The organism is Nocardia farcinica, assembly GCF_029867845.1.
Taxonomy (GTDB): Bacteria; Actinomycetota; Actinomycetes; order Mycobacteriales; family Mycobacteriaceae; genus Nocardia; species Nocardia farcinica_A.
On sequence record NZ_JARWRU010000303.1, the window covers coordinates 1 to 2,801 of the forward strand.

At 68.6% G+C, this 2,801-nt stretch carries 3 protein-coding genes; 2 read left to right on the forward strand and 1 reads right to left on the reverse strand.

Translation table 11 applies throughout. From position 1 onward, the window contains the following. Positions 1 to 83: 83 nt before the first annotated feature. On the reverse strand, positions 84 to 512 hold the full coding sequence (locus QH283_RS06570; protein WP_280502122.1) for an SgcJ/EcaC family oxidoreductase: 429 nt from the start codon (positions 510 to 512) through the stop codon (positions 84 to 86). Positions 513 to 713: 201 nt separating this feature from the next. Between QH283_RS06570 and QH283_RS30295 the strand changes: the two genes are divergently transcribed. Continuing rightward, positions 714 to 800: an Ms4527A family Cys-rich leader peptide gene (locus QH283_RS30295; protein ID WP_432420674.1), complete on the forward strand. Its 87-nt coding sequence runs from the start codon at positions 714 to 716 to the stop codon at positions 798 to 800. A gap of 140 nt (positions 801 to 940) precedes the next feature. Further along, positions 941 to 2,665: a nitrite/sulfite reductase gene (locus tag QH283_RS06575; RefSeq protein ID WP_280502123.1), complete on the forward strand. Its 1,725-nt coding sequence runs from the start codon at positions 941 to 943 to the stop codon at positions 2,663 to 2,665. Positions 2,666 to 2,801: the final 136 nt, after the last annotated feature.

Consider the following 2,801-nt stretch of genomic DNA (forward strand, 5'->3'; position numbering starts at 1 on the left):
GGGGGCGGGGTTCGGGCGTGTGTGTGTCTGGGCCGTCCGCCCCCGCACCCCCCCCAGCCAAACGCCACCCCGGCGACGGGTCGTCACTCGGAGACGACCGGCGTGTTCTGGTTCGCCGTCAGCAGCCAGTGTCCGTGCTCCTCGGTCATCACGTACATCGGCGAGCCCTCGCTCTGCAGGACGCCCTCGGTGGAGTGGTAGCGCTGGCGCACCTGCACCGCCGCGACGTCGGGGCGCAGGAACAAGACGTGCTCGACCTCGTAGGTGGCCGATCCGTTGGCCGTCGCCCCCGGCAGCACGGTGGCGGTGAACTCGGCGATCGCCGCGCGGCCGAACAGCCGCTTGCCCGCTCCGGTGGTCCAGAGGGCGTCCTCGCGGAACAGCGCGACGAAGCCGTCGACGTCCTCCTCGCGTTGCACCCGGTCGACGGTGGCCACGACGGCCCTGATGCGGGCCAGGGCGGTTTCTGGATCGGCGGGCAGCTGCCCGGCGACATTCGCTTCGGTGATCATGCGATCAGCATGTGACCTCACCTTTAGTTGAGGTCAAGTGGGCCGACCGGGCGAAACGGGCGAACCGACCGCCCGGTCGTACGGGGACTGCTATGACTGTCGTCACAATCGCGCCGCGGAACCAGGGGATTTCCCGCGTCCGGGCGGGAAATACTGGTCCGAGGGTCCGAACGGCCCGTTTTACATGGCACAATGGTCCCCATGCGCGCATCAGGACTCCGACTTGTGGCACGTCGCCACGTCGATTACAAGCGCGTCTGCAGCGCTGGCTGTCTGCCCTGTCTGTGAACAGGTAGATCAGCGAGCGTCCATTCCGGTTCTCGAACGAATCCGTCCGAGCGCAACCCTCCGCTGACAACCGCGGGCGTGGGTCAGTCCCTCGCGCCCTGAATACGGATGTTCCACCCACCCCAGCAGGAGCGACCCCCATGACGTCGAGCACCGACGCCGTTCAGTCCGAGGCCGTGAAGCCCAAGCCGACCCGAGCCCGCACCGGCAAGCCGGTGCGCCGCCGCTCGGAGGGCCAGTGGGCGCTCGGCTACCGCGAGCCGCTCAACCCCAACGAGCAGAGCAAGAAGGACGACAACCCGCTCAACGTCCGCGCCCGGATCGAGAACATCTACGCGAAGAACGGGTTCGACAGCATCGACAAGGCCGACCTGCGCGGCCGCTTCCGCTGGTGGGGTCTCTACACCCAACGCGAGCAGGGCTACGACGGCACCTTCACCGGCGACGAGAACATCGACCTGCTCGAGGCCAGGTATTTCATGATGCGGGTGCGCTGCGACGGCGGCGCGCTGAACGCGGCCCAGCTGCGCACCATCGGGCAGATCTCCACCGAGTTCGCCCGCGACACCGCCGACCTGTCCGACCGCGAGAACGTCCAGTACCACTGGATCGAGATCGAGAACGTGCCGGAGATCTGGCGGCGGCTGGAAGAGGTCGGCCTGCACACCACCGAGGCCTGCGGCGACTGCCCGCGCGTGATCCTCGGCTCCCCGCTGGCCGGTGAGTCGCTCGACGAGATCATCGACCCCACCTGGGCGATCGAGGAGATCGTGCGCCGCTACATCGGCGACAAGCGCTACTCGAACCTGCCGCGCAAGTTCAAGACCGCCATCTCCGGCCAGCAGGACGTGGTGCACGAGATCAACGACGTCGCCTTCGTCGGCGTCGAGCATCCCGAGCACGGCCCCGGCCTGGACCTGTGGGTCGGCGGCGGCCTGTCCACCAATCCGATGCTGGCCCAGCGCCTCGGCGCGTGGGTGCCGCTCGAGGAGGTGCCCGAGGTGTGGGAGGCCGTCGTCGCGCTGTTCCGCGACTACGGCTACCGTCGCCTGCGCACCAAGGCGCGGCTGAAGTTCCTGGTCAAGGACTGGGGCGTGGAGAAGTTCCGCGAGGTGCTCGAGGAGAAGTACCTGGGACGCAAGCTGATCGACGGGCCGGCGCCGGACAAGCCTGCCAGGCCCATCGACCACGTGGGCGTGCAGCGACTGCGCAACGGCCTGAACGCGGTCGGCTTCTCCCCCATCGCGGGCCGCGTGTCGGGCACCGTGCTCACCCGGGTGGCCGACGCCGCCGAGCGCATCGGCTCCGACCGCATCCGCTTCACCCCCTACCAGAAGCTGATCGTGCTCGACGTCGCCGACGACAAGGTCGACGAGCTGGTCGCCGAGCTGGAACCGCTCGGCCTGCACGCGCGTCCTTCGGTGTGGCGGCGCAATCTGCTGGCCTGCAGCGGCATCGAGTTCTGCAAGCTGTCCTTCGTCGAGACCCGCAAGCGCTCGCAGGTGCTCGCGCCGGAACTCGAGCAGCGGCTGGCCGACATCAACGCCGAGCTGGACGTGCCGATCACGATCAACATCAACGGCTGCCCGAATTCCTGCGGCCGCTCGCAGATCGCCGATATCGGCTTCAAGGGCCAGCTCGTCGACGACGGCACCGGCAACCAGGTGGAGGGCTTCCAGGTGCACCTGGGCGGCAGCCTCGGCCTGGACAGCGGTTTCGGCCGCAAGCTGCGCCAGCACAAGGTGACCAGCGCCGAGCTCGGTGACTACATCGAGCGCGTGGTGCGCAATTTCGTCAAGAACCGGGACGGCGACGAGCGCTTCGCGCAGTGGGCCGTCCGCGCCGAGGAAGCGGACCTGCGCTGACGCGCGGGCAGCGGATCACATGGTGACGGGAGATCAACTGTGACAACCAGAGTCGTCGACAGGCTGTCCGAGGACGAGTTGCGCGCGCTCGCCGAGCGCGGCGCCGCCGAACACGGCCCCCACGCCACGGCCACCG

What these genes read in the sequence shown, in the direction of transcription:
- QH283_RS06570 (WP_280502122.1), bottom strand. Translation starts at nt 512, where the DNA reads ATGATCACCGAAGCGAATGTCGCCGGGCAGCTGCCCGCCGATCCAGAA.
- QH283_RS30295 (WP_432420674.1), top strand. Translation starts at nt 714, where the DNA reads ATGCGCGCATCAGGACTCCGACTTGTGGCACGTCGCCACGTCGATTAC.
- QH283_RS06575 (WP_280502123.1), top strand. Translation starts at nt 941, where the DNA reads ATGACGTCGAGCACCGACGCCGTTCAGTCCGAGGCCGTGAAGCCCAAG.